Genomic DNA, 15,924 nt, shown 5'->3' on the forward strand with positions numbered 1-15,924 from the left:
AAGTATCAGTATCTGCCGCCGCCGCCGCCATGACTCCTGCCGGAAGAACTCGTATGGGAACCTCCTCCGCGGGAATTATCATCACTACGGGCGCTTTTATTAACAATGCTATATAAGAAAGTTTCTGTTTTCACGTTAAACGCAAGGCTTCCGGGAACCACATAGGCGGCAGCCTGAGTTTGCGGAAGTGCGGTATTCATTTTCCTTTTCCATGATTGCACAACCATAAAGCCTATCAGCAGGGATGCAAGCCACGCGACTAATACTGAAACATAATTCCATCTGTGAAAGAAATTGTAGCTCCTGCCGCCCCTTGCGTTAAGCGCGAGAAATTCCTTTGAATCATTCAGAAATGCCTGAAATGCGTCATAATAGCTGCCTTTTCTAAGCAACTTCACAATGTCGTCTTTCAGTTTTTGTATCGCGGTGGAGGTATATATTTTTATGCCTGTGCCCGATGTGCTGAACCAGTAGTCACGGCTTCCGGTTACCAATAGAAAAAGACAGCCGTCCCGATCTTGCCCAAGACCGTAACCTTTATAATCAAAAAAATCATCCGCGTAAGCCATTGGGCTGGCCGCGCCAATATCATTTTCAGTTACAATTACAAGATCAAAATCATACATTGATGAGATGGAAGAAATTAATGATTTTAAATTATCTTTTTCCCACGAGCTTAAAATATTGGCGTTATCAACAACACGTTCTTGAGCAAAAACGGACGAGGCAAAAAAAACAATCATGGCCGTCAAGAAAAGCTTAATCAATTTTGTTTTCATAAAAAACTCCTACAGTAAAATCCGCAAAGCTTGAATGAGAAACGTTGAGACCGCGCCGATGATACCGGCATATAAAGCCAAGTATTTCCAATACTTGACGGGATCCGCCGGCAGTTTTCCGATAAGGCGTCCCGACTGTCCGTTCATTAGAAACATATAATTTTCATTTTTATACTTGGTATTGAGTACCCAAACAGGAAACAGGCTGTAACTCACTTTGCCCTCTTCTACGCTAATTGTGGAACTTTGAGTAGTAACCGACGAATACCCTATAACGGATCTGGCAAACTCCGCTTCCACAGACCCCTTGATTCTCTTGACCGCCCTTTCCTTGCTTTTCTCCGCGTCCACGTCGTATTTCTCCGTAAGATAGCCCGACAGATACGCGGTTTCAAAACCCGTCATAAGGGTATAGTCGAAAGGTTCTATGGCATCCATGTAGTCATCGTCCATCTTTTCAGAACCATCCACAGGAATTTTTTGAAACTGCAAACTGCCATCGCGCACAATGGAGTAATAATCAGTTTTTGTATAATTATAGCTGGCGTCACTCCATGTTTTTACTTTTGCGCCCTTGTAACAAACATGCCCCTTGGCGTTTGCGTCAAAAAGCCAGAAGGGAAGATAAACGCCCTGTATGCTGTTGACGCGGTTTTCATCTTTGAAGCTGTCGGGAAGAAGCCGCTTGTCTTTGTAGAAATTTTTTAAAGCTTCCACCGCGACCTTCTTGTCCAGTTTGAATGAGATAATATATTCCGGTTTTAATAATCCGGTGAGCCGCCTTAACACAATTTGCGTATTGCCGCAATTAGGACAAACCATTGACGCGGTATTTTTATCTCCCAAAAGCTCAGCCCCGCACGATGGGCAAGAACCGGTTGAAAGATCGTCAAGCTCTTTCTGTTCCCATTCCTGCGCGGTTTCTTTCCCGTCCCATTTTACATTGTCCTTTTCAGGAACCTGTAATTGCTTCTGATACTCTTCAATCGCGGCGATTGTAAATTCCGCGTCACAGTACGGGCACTTCATGCTTTGCGACGAACTGTCAAACTTAACCGTTCCGCCGCAATTAGGGCATTTATATTCTTTTATTTCCATGATTCCGCCTTATGGCCTGGGCTTTCCGCATCCTGCGCAAAATTTACCGGTGTTACCTTTTTGTCCGCATGAGCAATCCCATTCGGCGGCAGGAGCGGGCTTTCCGCACTCCGCACAAAACTTGCCCGTGTTCCCTGCGTGGCCGCAGGAGCAAGTCCATGTTGAAGCAGGAGCGGGCATTGGCTTTCCGCAATCTGCGCAGAATTTACCGGTGTTTCCGGCGTGGCCGCAGGAGCATGTCCAACCCGCCGCCGCAGAAGCCGCCGGTTGTTGCGCTTGTTGCTGCGGAGGGTTTTGCTGCCCCATCGCAAAAAGATTTTGCGCGTTCATGCCGCCTGCAGCGCCTGCCATTCCCATCCCCATGAAGCCCGCCATAGCTCCGCCTGTATTTCCCGCAGCGGTACGCATTGCGTCGCTCTGGGCGTTTACCAGCGAAGCTGCGGCCATTGTCGGATCGCGCATAACTGCCGATGTTTGAAGTTGTTTGATCCGCGTTTCATCTTCCGGCGAAGCGGTGCATGTAATTCCAAAATTAACAATTTCTATGCCCCTGCCTTCCCTCCACTTCGCACTGAGCGCTTCGTTAAGGAGTTCCGCTAATTTTTCAGTTTGAAATGAAATCTCGTGGTACTCCAGCCCCTTGCCAAGTTTGCCCAAGGACGGACCCAAAACGGTAATAATTTCGCTCTTTAGCTGGCTGTCGATTTTGTCCCTTGTATACGGTTCTTCAACATTGCCGCAGACATTCGCGTAGAACAGAACCGGGTTTATCATGCGGAAGGAATATTCCCCGTTAGCGCGAAGGCTTATTGTCAGGCGCAAATTGATGTTTGGATCGACAATCAGATAGGGAATTGGATTGGGAGTGCCGTATTTATTCCCCATTATTTCCTTTGTGTTAAAGAAGTATATCCGCTGATCCTTTCCCGGAATGCCGCCGTATTTGAAACGCTCCTCTATACTTTTAAGCGCTCCCTTGATTCCCTGACCGAGACCTCCGTAAAAAATACTGGGTTCACTGGACTGGTCATAAGTATAGTGCCCTTCTTCCGCGCAAACTTCAACGATTTTTCCGTTATCAACAATAATCGCCGCCTGTCCCTTATTTACCACAATGCCCGAACCATTGGAGATGATGTTGTCTTCCCCTTTGGTATTACTGCTTCTTTTGCCTGTCTTCTTCTGCCCCTTAGCCGCTAATACATCCGCCTCTAAACTTTCACAGACAAAAAACTCAAGCCACTGATCCGCCAGCGTGCCGCCAACTGCCCCTGCTAATGCTTTAATTAATCCCATATAAACTCCTCATTTATTTTATGTTCTCTCTTAATTGGAAAATACTCTTATATATGTATATATCGCAAAAAAGGGAAAAAAACAAGCATGGGCGGTTACAGTGAAAAGTGAGATTATACTACTAAAAACTCTTCCTTGTCGCCATGGACTCCGACTACTTCCTGATCTACGGGGTTCACCATCAGATCCATTCCTTCAAGAGCGATTGCCCCAAGCAGGATTTTTTCGGAACCGGGGATAATTATTGCCGGTACTACGGTATTGCGGTTTTTCCACTGTACTTTCATTTTGCGCCTCCATGCTTTTGTTATTGTATCTGTAAATAAGAGTTATGTACAGAGAGGACTTTACGAAGAGGCGGTGGATACAGTGCGTGTACCGTTAAAAAAATTACTCTAAAATATTTCACACGCTCAATAAACGCATGGTGTAGCCGTATGGATCAATAATGAATAATTAGCAATAGTCACCACCGCTGGCGTGTATATGTCGCATAACGACACTGCCGGGATGCGGTAACAGTTACCTGTGCGCCTCCTATTGCATACACTTCTTCCTACTGTTTCGACCATGTTAAACTTGTCGTGCTTGGCCTTGTATACGTCCCGGGACCTCCGTCAAGGTACTTGGCGCACAAGTCGCCGATGTAGGCTAAAGATGTTGTTTCACCAAACGCATAAATATCCAATTCGCTCGAAGCAATCGTCCCTTCAAATATTACGCAGGTAAGGCTGTGGCAAGCTCCAAAAACCCAATCCTCAATGCTGTTAACGCTGTCCGGTATAATTATGCTGGTAAGGCTGGTACAACCGGCAAAAGCTAAGCTCTTAATGCTGTTAACGCTGTTTCCTATGGTTACGTTGGTAAGGTTTTTACAATCGTAAAAAGCCGAAAGCCCAATGCTGTTAACACTGTCCGGTATGGCTATTTCGATAAGACTGGTACAATTACGAAAAGCGCCATACCCAATGCTGTTAACGCTGTTCGGTATATTTACACTGGTAAGGTTGGTGCAATCGAAAAAAACAAAATCCTCAATGCTGTTAACGCCGTTGGGTATGGTTACGCTGATAAGGCTGGTGCAACCATGAAAAGCGCCCTTCTCTATGCTGTTAACGCTGTTGGGTATAATTATGCTGGTAAGGTTGGCGGAGTAAACAAAAGCATTATCCCCAATGTTGGTAACGCTGTTGGGGATGACAAAAGAAACGCCTGCTTTTCCCGCCGGGTATTGGATAATGACGGTTTTATTTTTGTTATACAATACGCCTTGGTCCGAAGTGTAATTTTTATTACCGGAATCAACAGTTATTGCGGTAAGACTGAAGCAAAAATCAAAAACGCTATTCCCAATGCTAGTAACGCTGGCGGGTATATTTAGATTGGTAAGATTGATACAATTGTCAAAAGCCCAATTTCCAATGCTGGTAACGCTGTTTGGGATGATAATGCCGGTAAGGTTTTTGCAACCTTCAAAAGCCCCTTCCCCAATGCTGGTTATGGTACTTCCTGAGAGATCAAGAAAGACGTATTTGCCGCTGTTGCCATACAGCGCATTTCCGATGCTTCCTGAATCCCACCATGCGCCGCCGAGATCATCCACGTTAAGCGCAATGTGATAGGGGTTGTCGGCAGTATTGTCGGGTTGGTCACCCAGCCATGCCTTTATATCCGCAGTGGTGGTAAAGGTTGCGTCGTTTACCGTAACCACGCACTCCGCCGTAAAGCCGCCGTCCGCCGTGGTTACGGTAATGGTTGCAGTTCCAACGGCAACTGCGGTAACAGTACCGTTGCTTACTGTCGCCACATTAGCATTGCTTGAACTCCATGTTACATTTATATTGGTTGCTTTATCAGGCGTTATGATAGGGGTAAGAATAGCCGTATTTCCTGCGGTCAGAGTAAGCGTAGTTGGGGAAAGCGTTATGCCTGTAACGGAGACGGTTTCGCCGCCGCCTGTACTACCTTCAACCATGTTAATCAAAAAATCTTGAGTATAGTCTTTTCCTTCCGCTTTGCCGTCCGTTACTGTCGCTCTTATTGTAACTTTCCCAACCGCCGCAGTATTTAAAATATTTCCGCTTATGCTCGCTCCTGTGGTTCCTGCGTCTTTGACAGACCAAATAATATTTGTATTACTCGCAAAAGCGGGTCTGACTGTTCCTGTAAGGGCAAGAGGCGTTCCTGCCGTGCCGGTTTCAGGCACGCCTTCAATAGACACTATCCGAATATAAAAAGGATCGGAACCGCAACCTGTCATCGCTAAAAATAATGCGGCAAAAGTAACCGCCATTGCGCTTTTGAATGTGTATTTTTTAAGCCTCTTTTTTTTCATACAAAACTCTTTGATTTGATATATAAAAAACCGCCGTAAAAACATACGGACAGCGTTTTTTTGAGGTTTTAATGTGTTGGTTTTGCCCTTTAGACGGCTTATATAACGGGGGGAATTATGTACGCCGTTTAAGGCGTATTGAGCAAAATTTATGTGTTGTCGCTCTTGTCTCATGTTTAAATAATACCATAGTTTAATAATTATTCTAAGCCTCTTTTTACTCTGTTATATTAGAAATTTCCCCTCTGATACCGTGTTAGAAAACATAGCCCATGCCTTAAAAATTGACCCTAGAAAATATTTGCTATATAACCCACGTCTTATTTCTCTCTAATTCTCCTTTTCTTCCTCCACTGCGCGAACATTTGAACGCCTGGCCGTAACGCGATAAAAACAACAACCAACCCCATAATAATCGACGCAATCTCTCTTGGAATCTGCCGCAGTTGCATCAAAGGCTGAGCGGATTTTAACATTCCAAAAAGCAGACCCATAATCGCTATTCCCAACGCGGAACAATTGCCCGCAAGAGCGACCGCGATGCCGTCAAAACCGTAATTGTCAAACGCCGTCAATACGCGCCCGTAATTGAACAATCCCAACGAAACAACCGCGCCGGCAAGACCCGCGAAAGCGCCGGAAATAGCCATTGCTACGGTAATATTTGTTTTTACGCGCATACCGGCATACAGAGCCGCGTCCCTGTTAAAACCTGCGGCTTTTAAGGAAAAGCCAAACGCGCTTTTTTCCATGATGAGCCAATAAATAACGACAGCAGTAATCGTAAACCAAAGACCGTTATTCAGACTTGATCTGTTTGTAATTGCCGACAATACCGGACTTGAAAGAGCCGCCGTTACGGGAAAATTCACAGTTTTAAAAGTATTACTGCCGGGAATGTTTAACGTAACAAGACGGTGTATAAAAAAAGCGATATAGTTCATCATGATTGTAGCGACCACTTCCGACACCTTATACCTGGCTTTTAATAAACCGGCGATGCCGCCCCACAAAGCTCCAAAAATAATTGCGCCTAACACAGCGATTGAAAAATGAATGGGAACTCGCTCGCCTGTTGCGCGGACAAAACCTACGGCGATTAACTGAGCCGCCGTTAATCCCGCTATGTACTGACCTTCAGCCCCTATGTTGAATAACCCGGCGCGGACGGAAAATCCCATGCTTAAACCGCATAAAATAAGCGGCATGGAAATTACTATCCATTCCCCTATATAGCGGACATTCCACGCGCCGCGTGTTAAATCAAACCCGCTGACAACCTGTAGCATAGCCTGATACATAACAAGCGGATTTTTCCCTATTAAAATGACAAGTAACGTGGCGACAAGAAAACCAAGAAGCACGACTAAAGCGGAGATTACGGCATTCGAGCCTGTAAAAATTTCAAGAACTTTATCTTCTATTCTGTTAAGTTTAGTCGTCAATTGCCCTTAAATTTTTCGGGAAACCCGGCAGAAGCATTGAGTCCGCAAGAGTCGCCGCGACTTTAATATTTCCATTTGCGACTTGCGCTTTAATAAGTTCCAATCTGTCAATAATATTTTTGCCAAGAGCGGAATTCGCGGCGGAATAGCCGACCCCATCGGCTTTTAAATCAAAAACTATTACGCTGGGTTTAAAAGTTTTATTTTTAACCGCGTTTAAAGCGAAAATAACGCTATTCTCCACGCGCTTAACCATTGATGTAAGAACGGCGGAATCCTTCGCGTTATAAAGCCCGTCTTCAAATTGATCGGAATCCACTCCTATCGCCCAGACATTTTTGCCCGCAATGCGATATTCCTTCGCTTGAGCGATAGTCCCGTTACCGCTGTTTCCCGCAGCGGAAAAAATCGCATAAACATCTGAATCGTACCAAATCATCGACTGTGTTTTTGCGAGGGCAGGTTCATCCCAACTGTTTACATAATAATCTACAATTTCCGCGTCGGGAATAATAGAAAGAATGCCTTGCACATAACCCACCTCAAACTTGGTAATAACCGATGAAGGCATACCTCCAATAAAACCAAAACGCGGGGAAGCTATGCCGTCTTCGAGCGCCTTTAACGCGGCTGCGACGCCGACAAGATAAGAGCCTTCATGCTCCGCGTAAACCGCTTGCATTACATTGCCAGCCTCGACCCAATCGACATCGACAATAAGATATTTTTGAGTAGGGTTATCATTGGAAACAACAGTCAACGATTCGTCCCATGTATATCCGTTTACTATAATAAGATCGTACCCCTGGTCTGTAACCATCCTAAGATTGGGGACATACATACTTTGATCCTGAGTTACAACCCAATCATAAGCCTTTCCCTTTTGTTTAGGATTTGCCGCCGTATCGCCATAAAATTCAAGAATGCCTCTCCAAGCGGCGGCGTTAAAAGACTTATCATCAACACCGGAAGAATCCGTAAGAAGGCGGACAGTAACGCCCACATTGGAAGCAGAACTGGAAGCCCCGGATTTTTTTTGACATGATATTGACACTATCAAAATCAAAACCAAGCACGCGTAAAAAAACTTTTTCACAAAATACTCCTTTATAAAAAAATGGGCACACCCGGATTCGAACCAGGGACATCTTGCGTGTAAAGCAAGCACTCTAACCAGCTGAGTTATGCGCCCCAATAAAACCTAATAAATAGCCTAAAATAAGCGGCTGACCGCAGGCAGCCGCTGCATATCCTTATTTTTTTTGAAGCTCCGCTTCAAAAAAAATAATACCTTAAAAGCAGCGGCTGATGGGAGTCGAACCCACGTCTCCAGCTTGGAAGGCTGGGGTAATAGCCGTTATACGACAGCCGCCAGATACGGACTTTTTAAAACATTTAAAAACCAATGTTTTTAGTCATTTTTCAATAAATCCGTATATCAAAAACCTTAAATTGATACTTACAAAAACGGCAAAAAAAGTCAATAGGGGGATTTATCGGTTTTTATTACAAAAGCAAGCGCCTTTGCCGCCGCTTCCCAGCACCACGCGGGGATAAAATCGCCCGGTTTCGCGCTTGTGTCAAGCAAGGCGGCAAGGGCGGCATCTTCCACAACCGCTACCCCCGCCTCCTGCGCAATCTCAATTATCCGCTGAGCTTCCCTTCCCCTGCCCGAAGCCAAAAGCATAGGAGCGGGATCGCCTGATGAATAGCCGATAGCGGACGCAATCTTCTTCTTTTTCATTAAACAGCCTCATCTATTGAAGAAAAATTTTCCGCAAAGGAAGCCTCATAAGGAAAAGGTTCCGTTCTATTTATTATATTGATATGTTCAACGGGCATATTAAAAAGATTCGATAACTCACTTTTAAACTTGGAATGACTTTTTTGCGAAAGCTCACCTTGAAGATATACTGACACGCGCAGAGGCTTTTCATTTACAGACTCCATCACAAAGAGCCATCTTCGCTCAGATGTTGCCTCTCCGCTTAAATGCTCTTGCTTACCGTCATGTTCTAAGGCAGATTCAATATTTACGCTTTCTAAAATATCCAATGTCATGCAAACAGCGCGATTTAACGAATTATCATCATCAAGCAATAACCTCATTGAAACATTGAATTTTTTATCGTCTTCGATAAAATCAAAGGGAAGCACAACCCAACGCTGTCCGTTTTTACAAGGCAACTTGTTAAGAATTTCAAGAAGCGGATTTTGTTCCGCGTATTCCAAAGACATTTTTTTAAGACTGTCCGCAGTAAAAAGTTGAGTAGAAGAACTATCTTCGTATTGGGACTTCTTAACAGCTTCACTTTTTAAAGAATTTTTTTCCGCATTTTCATCTTGTTCCCTATTGCGCCGCCTGCGTCTAAAGCCGCTTTGCTGACCATCACTGTCCTGCCGCCGCGATTCGGGATCAACAGCTTCAGTGTAAGATTCAAGTCCTTCTGGTGAAAGTTCTGTTCCCTTACTTTCCGCCGCGGCGGCTGAAAGCGAAGCCGCCTGACGTGTCTTTTCCGCTGTAAAAGAGGCATTAGCATCTCCTGCGACTAAAGCGTTTGCAGGGAGCATTTTTGCGGCGGCGGCATTTGCGGCAGCAGAAGACTGATTCGCAGTTTGTGAAGCGACTTTAGTCGCAGCGGCTTTAATCACAGCAGGTTCAGACAAAGCGGCTTTAGCCGCAGACGGCATGAGAGCGTAACGCCGTAAATTAGCCAGCAGTTGGGGTTTTAAAGGGAGTGAAAAAAAACGCGCAAAAGAAATAATAGCAGATGAAAGCTTATCCTGCGGTAACCCCAAAGCAACGGAAAGAGCCGCAGCTGAACGCGGCGTGTTAGACGCAACAGTACCGAAAGATTTAGCGGATAGCACTGACTGCGGCTTTGGTGATTCATGTTGTGTTTTCCCCGTCTCTGTTTTTTTCGCGGACAATTCAGAATTATGATTATGTTGGTTTACTCTATCAATCATTATCAACACGCTCTAAATAAATTTTTTTTGTAGTTCACTAATCTCGTATCTACTAATTACTAATTGTACATCGCTAATCTAGTGTTTTATCATCGCTCATTGCTAATTGCTCATCTCTCATAGCTCATTGTTCATCGCTCATCTCGCATTGGCTAATTGCTCACTGCTCACTGCTAATTGCTCACTGCTAATTGCTCATTGCTAATTGCTCATTGCTAATTGCTAATTGCTCTTCGCTCTCTCCACAATCATCTCCGTAATTTTCTCCGGCGTAATATTATCGGTATCTACAATTAAATCTGCGAAACTAAAATCATCGGTATCAATGCCGTAAATGCGCAAATACCTGCCGTGATCCTGTTTGTCGCGGCTGGCTGTAAACGCGGCTATTTCTTCAAGAGTGCCGCCTTCCCTGTTTACAATCCTCGCGGCTCTGGTTTGCGGACTCGCGTTAAGGTAGACTTTTAAATCAGCATCTTTCAACATCCAAATCGCAAGACGCGAACCTAATACGCAACCGCCGGCTTCACGGGCAAGCTGTACTTGGCGAGCGTCTAATTCTTTGTCCAGCGAATCGTCTTTTGACGCAAGCTCAAGCATGTCTTTTAACTCTACATTTCGCTCTTTCGCCAAAGTACGGAAAGTAAAATTGATAAAATGTAAATTTAATTTTTCCGCTACCATTTTGCTGACTGTCGTATTACCGCAACCGCTCCTTCCTGAAATAGCGATTTTAATGTCTTTTTTCATCTCTCCCCCGTAAAGCGTTACTCGATATTCCTTAACTGCTCTCTGATGTTTTCCAGCGTTTCTTTCATCCTTACAACTTCATTAGTTACTTCTATTATAGCGCTTTTTGAGCCGATTGTGTTAATCTCGCGGTTAATTTCCTGACATAGAAAATCAAGTTTTTTTCCCGGGCGCGGATTTTTTTCCGTCTCCGCTCTGAACTCGGCAAGATGTGAAGTAAGGCGGGAAATTTCTTCGGAAATTGTATACTTTAAAAGCTGTGACGCTGTTTCGGCAAGCACCCTGTTTTCATCAATTTGATTTCCAATTAATTCCGCAAACCGCGTTCTTATATTCTCTTTTAAAGTTTGCTCTATCACAGGAACAAACGAAGAAACTTTTTTTAACGACGATTCTATCGCTCCAAGATGGGAAAGAATATCATCCTGAGTGTGCTTGCCCTCCCTTTCCCGCTCTTCGCAAAAACCTTTAACAGCGTCATTTAACATGGGTTCAATCTCCCGCCAATAACGCTCGTCATCACGGTTTTTTTCTAATTCCAAAACGCTCTCCATTCCCAAGATTGTTGACAGCGACGGTTTTTCCTTTATGCCGAGTTCTTTTGCCATTTCATTAATCGCGTTGTAGTACGCCCTTGCCGCGTTTTTATTTACGCTAATACTGACAGGCGCGTTATGTTCCCTAACACGAACAAAAATATCCGCCTTCCCCCTGCCGCAGTTAGCTGAAATCTTTTCGCGGATTTTTGCCTCAAGCGTTGAAAGCCACGGCGGGAGATTCACGGATATTTCCAGATAGCGGCTGTTACAGCCTTTAATTTCTATCGAGACCGAGAAATCCTGCCCTGATTTTTCACGGTACGCGTAACCTGTCATACTAACCATGTTTTTCTCCGTTTTTTGAGCTAAAATATTTGAAAAGTTTAACTCCAAGCGGCCAGTTGTTTCCAGCTCCAAGAGTGATAAAAATGTCGCCGCTTTTTAAAGTTTCACATAACGGCTGGAAAGCGTCATCTATTTCTTCCATATAGAAGGTTTGCCCTTTACCGGCAGAAGAGCGTATTTCGGATGTTTTTTCATAGAGCGTGCGCCCGTTTACGCCGCCCTTGTAATTTTCTCTTGCGGAAGCGTAAATTTTATGCAGGTAAAGAATATCGGCGTCATTAAAACAATTTGAAAATTCATCGAGTAAAGCGGAGGTGCGGGTGTATGTATGAGACATAAAACTCACAATCAGCCGCCGTTTAGGATAAAAACTTTTAATTCCGGCAAGCGTTGTTTTTATCGCGGTGGGATGGTGTCCGTAATCATCCATAAAAATTATTCCGCCGCTTTCGCCAATTATCTCGCTTCGGCGTTTAGTGCTTTTAAAATTGATAAGAGCGTTTTTTATGGACTCAAGTTGTTCTTGATTTAAACCAGTTCCAATTGCCGCGCCGTCATTTTTTGCCAGCGAAGAAGCAAGCGCTAAACCTGCGGCAACATTCAAAGCCTGGTGTCTTCCCGGAATGCGAATGTTAAATTCACCGGGAAATCCCGCAATAGAAAAAACAGCTTTCTCGTTTTCAACTTTATACGAATTTATTTTAAAATCGCCCTCTGCGGCAAATCCGTACTGAATAAGTTGTATGCCGCGATTATCATTTTTTATAATACCCGCAACTTCGCTTGCTCCGCGATCATCGGCGCAGTAAATCAGCTGCCCGCCTTCGGGAAGCAGGCGGCAGTACTCGACAAAAGCGTCGCGGATTGATTCGTAAGTGGGGAAAAAATCCTGATGGTCGCTTTCAACAGCCGTTAAAATTATTCGCTTAGGATGAAACGACAAGAAATGCTTGCGGTACTCGCAAGTTTCCGCGATAAAATATTTGTCTCCAAGACTGATTGTTGACCTGCCGCCAAAATCAATTACCGCGCTTCCGACAAGCACTTGCGCGGGGAGACGGGCGGCTTTCATCATTATGCCGCAAATCGCCGTAGTCGTGGTTTTTCCATGCACGCCGCATACGCCGGTAGAATCGAATCTTGCAGACCACGCGCCAAGGGCATCGGTATATTTAATCATTGGAATTTCAAGTTCCTGCGCCCTTTTAAGTTCCGGGTTTGTATCCGCGCCGTACGCGGCAGAGTGTATCACCATGTCAATATTTTTGCCGATATGCGCCGCGTCAAATTCTTCGTAGTATGGGATTTTAAGGGCTTGCAAAATTTCGTCAGTATAAAATTTCTCGCTAATATCACTGCCGGAAACTTTTATGCCTGAATTATGCACAAGCTCGGCAAGGGCGCATACGCCTGTCCCTTTTATTCCGACAAAATAAACGTAGGAGTTAGGTTTAAATAATTCTTCCGTTCCCATAATTTATTTTACAACAAAATAGACTTGTTCGGGAAGATTTTGCGACTTAAATAAAACCAGAATTTTTGGAGATGTTTACTTCCTTATCCCGTCTTTTTTCCATGCAGTCATGAAAAAGCCGACGATAACGGGAAGCGCGCCTATTTGCTTGAACAAATTGCGTTCTCCAAGTAAGGCTCCAAGGGCGGCAAGGCCTTTGTAAACTTTTTGCGAATAAGGCTGCCACCAGGGTTCGCGCCTTGCGCCGGGCAGTATGTCGTCTATAACCACCTTTACCTTGAGCATTTCGCGGAATCCGTTTTCACCGTGCGTTCTTCCAAGCCCGGAATCGCAAAAGCCTCCCCACGGAGTTTCAGCAAGGCCGTGAGACATCAGGTGATCATTTATCATTATTGAACCGGCGTTGATGTTAGCTGCAATTTTTTTCGCCTGCCTGTGGTTTTTAGACCAAACCGAAGCCGTCAGCGCGTAGGAAGAGTCGTTGGCAATGCTTATAGCCTCGCCGTCATTATCAAAAGGAATTATTCCGATGACGGGACCAAAGACTTCATCGTCAATAATGGGCATTCCTTTTTTTACTCCTGTTAAAATTATTACAGGGGCAAATAGGCTTTCATCATCAAGAGTACCGGCGACGCTTCCGTCATGAAGTTTAAACGCATGGCTTTGAGCGGCAATTGTTGCTCCCTGCGAAAGACATTCTTCTATCTGATGACGGATTTTTTCTTTTCGTTTATGAGAGATAAGCGGGCCATGATCGCAGGAAACATCACTCCCCGACCAAAGGGCGTTCACTTTTGTTTTTAACTTTTCCAAAAATTTGTCGTGAATATCGCGGTGGACTAAAACCCGCTGGACTCCGCCGCAGGATTGCCCGGCGTTTGAAAAAGCTGACCAGATAATTCCCGCCACGGCGCGGTCAATATCCGCGTCTTTGCAAACTATCGCGGCATCCGCGCCGCCAAGTTCAAGGGTGAGGGGTAAAAGTTTATGGGCGGCAAGAGCCATCAATTCCTTGCCTACGGCGGTAGAGCCTGTAAAAAACAGTTTGTCTATTCCCCCGTTTATAAAAGCGTGCCCCGCTTCGCTCCCGGCCATCTCAACATTGACAAAAAGCCCGTCGGGAAGATTTGCCGCCTTTAGTATTTCCGCAATAACGCGACCCGCGCCGGGAGTGAGGGACGCAGTTTTTAGAATTACCGCGTTACCCGCAAGAAGCGCCATGATAACTTCCGAGAAGGGAATTGAAAAGGGATAGTTCCACGGAGAGATGATTCCCACCACTCCCCATGGTTTGTAAATTATGCGGCTCTGTTTAAAACACATTAGGATATTGCCGCCGCGAATTTTTTGCGGTTTACACAAACGCCGCCCCTGACGGATATAGTAGGGAACCGCCATGAGCGCGGGAATAACCTCCGCTGCAAGAGCGTCAATTTTAAGCTTGCCGTTTTCCTTGTGGATTATTTCCGTAACTTCATCGCGTTTGTCGGCAAGGCTGTGCCCCGCTTTTTTTATGCGCCGCGCCCTTTCGTTATATGAAAGTTCCGCCCATAAACTTTGCGCTTTACGCGCTTTATTTACCAGTTCGTGAAGTTCGTTATGCGTCATGCTCTACCCCTGAAATCATCCATTGCGTGGCTGATGCCGAAAAAGTCGGCGATCAAATCCATTAATGCCGGCGGCACGAGCCGCAGTAAATATACAGAAAACACAAAACGGGGCATGATGAGCCGTGTTTTGTTTTTCAATACCGCTTTAACAATTTTTTTTACGGCATATTCTTTTTTAAGAATAGGAAGAACGAGCGGGAAGCGGGTTTTTACCCCTTCAAACATTCCGGTATTTATAAAGAAGGGACAAATTACGGTCGTTCTTATTTTGCTTTTCATGCGCCTCAGTTCCATACGCAGAGCTTCGTCAAAACCAAAAGCGGCAAATTTTCCGGCGCAGTAATCCGACAATCCCTTTACGCCGATCATTCCTGCCGCTGAAGAAATTGTAACAATATGGCCGCTGTTCCTTTCAATCATGGAAGGCAGGAACGCTTTACTTGTCCAGAAAAGGGCAAGCGCGTTAATATTTATTGTTTTAATTATACTTTCATCGGGAATGCCAAGGAAAGCGGGACCGACAACCTTCTCTCCTTTTTTTGACACAACTCCCGCGTTGTTAATAAGAATATCCAACTGACCAAAATCCGCAGTAAGTTTTTGCGCCTGACTGTAAACGGCGTTCCTGTCGGACACGTCGCAGATCATTCCGCGAATAAAAAGGTTTTTTTCACGGGCTGTATTTTCCATCGCTTTTATTGCGTTGTCGTTAATGTCCCAAATAATGACCTTAGCCTTTTTTTCAGCAAAGGCAAACGCCATAAGCTGCCCGATACCGGATGCTCCTCCGGTGATTAATATCAATTTATCCTGTATGTTTTTCATGCCTGACACTTTAGCAAAATTTGTCAATAAAGTCAATAGGTTAATTGAGAGGGTTCACACAAAACTTGTTCGTGTGGTTCGTGGTAGATCTCTTCCTTTTATTTTAGTATTCCACAACCAACCCCACTTCGCTTTTATTTGATTGAGACGCTGAGGGAGCTTTAATATCCGCGCCGACTGGCGGCAGCACTTGGACTGAGTTTTCGGCGTTCACCTTCGGATCAGAAACAGTACCGTCTGCGTTTGAGGAGCTTGAATTGCCGCCCGTAACAAGGACTCCCACTCCGCTAACGCCGGCAAACAAAACCTTGCCTTCTATGCCGTACAGGTTATAGGCGTCCATCTCGAAAGTTGTCCCTCTGACGGAAGCGGTGGCGCTGGGGCTTTGCACGTTAAGGTTTGTTTTTGTGCCGGCGGGAGGTTTTACCTCAACTCTCACTTTTCCCGACTGCAAA

At 45.0% G+C, this 15,924-nt stretch carries 15 protein-coding genes and 2 tRNA genes; all 17 read right to left on the reverse strand.

The window, feature by feature from the left end; translation table 11 throughout:
- Positions 1-5 precede the first annotated feature (5 nt).
- Positions 6-779, reverse strand: coding sequence for a TPM domain-containing protein (locus ACYVRH_RS07510; protein ID WP_461256310.1), 774 nt, complete (start codon positions 777-779; stop codon positions 6-8).
- 9 nt (positions 780-788) lie between these two features.
- Positions 789-1,877, reverse strand: a complete 1,089-nt coding sequence (locus ACYVRH_RS07515) for a TFIIB-type zinc ribbon-containing protein (protein WP_461256311.1) — start codon at positions 1,875-1,877, stop codon at positions 789-791.
- A gap of 9 nt (positions 1,878-1,886) precedes the next feature.
- Positions 1,887-3,173: an SPFH domain-containing protein gene (locus tag ACYVRH_RS07520; protein WP_461256312.1), complete on the reverse strand. Its 1,287-nt coding sequence runs from the start codon at positions 3,171-3,173 to the stop codon at positions 1,887-1,889.
- A 113-nt stretch (positions 3,174-3,286) separates the two neighbouring features.
- Complete coding sequence (locus tag ACYVRH_RS07525; RefSeq protein WP_461256313.1) at positions 3,287-3,460, reverse strand: pepsin/retropepsin-like aspartic protease family protein; 174 nt, start codon at positions 3,458-3,460, stop codon at positions 3,287-3,289.
- A 269-nt stretch (positions 3,461-3,729) separates the two neighbouring features.
- A complete protein-coding gene (locus tag ACYVRH_RS07530) occupies positions 3,730-5,508 on the reverse strand; it encodes a leucine-rich repeat protein (RefSeq protein ID WP_461256314.1) in 1,779 nt (592 codons plus the stop codon).
- A 320-nt stretch (positions 5,509-5,828) separates the two neighbouring features.
- A complete protein-coding gene (locus ACYVRH_RS07535; RefSeq protein WP_461256315.1) occupies positions 5,829-6,953 on the reverse strand; it encodes an ABC transporter permease in 1,125 nt (374 codons plus the stop codon).
- The gene (locus ACYVRH_RS07540) at positions 6,943-8,049 is read right to left on the reverse strand and encodes a BMP family lipoprotein (protein WP_461256316.1); all 1,107 of its coding nucleotides are present in this window, start codon (positions 8,047-8,049) and stop codon (positions 6,943-6,945) included. The genes ACYVRH_RS07535 and ACYVRH_RS07540 overlap by 11 nt, the downstream gene beginning before the upstream one ends.
- 22 nt (positions 8,050-8,071) lie before the next feature.
- Positions 8,072-8,145 (reverse strand) — tRNA-Val (locus tag ACYVRH_RS07545).
- Between the two features lie 108 nt (positions 8,146-8,253).
- Positions 8,254-8,325: transfer RNA gene (locus ACYVRH_RS07550), tRNA-Gly, on the reverse strand.
- Between the two features lie 108 nt (positions 8,326-8,433).
- The gene (locus ACYVRH_RS07555) at positions 8,434-8,697 is read right to left on the reverse strand and encodes an EscU/YscU/HrcU family type III secretion system export apparatus switch protein (protein ID WP_461256317.1); all 264 of its coding nucleotides are present in this window, start codon (positions 8,695-8,697) and stop codon (positions 8,434-8,436) included.
- Complete coding sequence (locus tag ACYVRH_RS07560; RefSeq protein WP_461256318.1) at positions 8,697-9,923, reverse strand: hypothetical protein; 1,227 nt, start codon at positions 9,921-9,923, stop codon at positions 8,697-8,699. The genes ACYVRH_RS07555 and ACYVRH_RS07560 overlap by 1 nt, the downstream gene beginning before the upstream one ends.
- Positions 9,924-10,145: 222 nt before the next feature.
- On the reverse strand, positions 10,146-10,673 hold the full coding sequence (gene cmk / locus ACYVRH_RS07565; RefSeq protein ID WP_461256319.1) for a (d)CMP kinase: 528 nt from the start codon (positions 10,671-10,673) through the stop codon (positions 10,146-10,148).
- A 17-nt stretch (positions 10,674-10,690) separates the two neighbouring features.
- Positions 10,691-11,557, reverse strand: coding sequence for a YicC/YloC family endoribonuclease (locus ACYVRH_RS07570; protein WP_461256320.1), 867 nt, complete (start codon positions 11,555-11,557; stop codon positions 10,691-10,693).
- Positions 11,550-13,031 (reverse strand): UDP-N-acetylmuramate--L-alanine ligase, encoded by a 1,482-nt coding sequence (murC, locus tag ACYVRH_RS07575; protein WP_461256321.1) that lies wholly within the window; start codon positions 13,029-13,031, stop codon positions 11,550-11,552. The genes ACYVRH_RS07570 and murC overlap by 8 nt, the downstream gene beginning before the upstream one ends.
- A 75-nt stretch (positions 13,032-13,106) precedes the next feature.
- Positions 13,107-14,642: an aldehyde dehydrogenase family protein gene (locus ACYVRH_RS07580; protein ID WP_461256322.1), complete on the reverse strand. Its 1,536-nt coding sequence runs from the start codon at positions 14,640-14,642 to the stop codon at positions 13,107-13,109.
- Positions 14,639-15,469 (reverse strand): SDR family oxidoreductase, encoded by an 831-nt coding sequence (locus tag ACYVRH_RS07585; RefSeq protein ID WP_461256323.1) that lies wholly within the window; start codon positions 15,467-15,469, stop codon positions 14,639-14,641. Before ACYVRH_RS07585 ends, ACYVRH_RS07580 begins: the two co-directional genes overlap by 4 nt.
- A gap of 103 nt (positions 15,470-15,572) precedes the next feature.
- On the reverse strand, positions 15,573-15,924 hold a 352-nt coding region (locus ACYVRH_RS07590), incomplete at its 5' end, for a FecR family protein (RefSeq protein ID WP_461256324.1).

Source organism: Treponema sp. R80B11-R83G3 (assembly GCF_054786115.1).